This is a genomic window from Paraburkholderia sp. BR10954 (assembly GCF_040965775.1).
Classification (GTDB): Bacteria; Pseudomonadota; Gammaproteobacteria; order Burkholderiales; family Burkholderiaceae; genus Paraburkholderia; species Paraburkholderia youngii.
This window is the reverse complement of the sequence record NZ_JBFRCK010000360.1, coordinates 1-233: the sequence shown is the minus strand read 5'-3', so window position 1 is coordinate 233 and position 233 is coordinate 1. Positions and strand designations below refer to the sequence as shown.

The window sequence follows — 233 nt, the reverse complement described above, 5'->3', positions numbered from 1 at the left end:
GCAGAGAATAGTCATCAGCATACTCGTGAACGTGAGCGGCGCATGCGCGGATTTCGCGGCCCGAAGCGCACGCAGGATTTTCTCTCCAGCTTCGGCCTGATCCGGCAGCACTTCGCGCTCAAGCGACACCTGCTACGTGCTTCGCTCTATCGCAAACAACTCGCATCCCGATTCGCTGCGGGGCGCGAATTCACCGGCATCGCTCTAAATCCGTCGACTGTGTCCTGAGCGAT

General features: G+C 59.2%; 1 pseudogene. It reads left to right on the top strand.

From position 1 onward, the window contains the following. Positions 1 to 228 (top strand): annotated as a pseudogene (locus AB4Y34_RS42565) (IS6 family transposase); the annotation flags it as partial. Between the last annotated feature and the right edge of the window lie 5 nt (positions 229 to 233).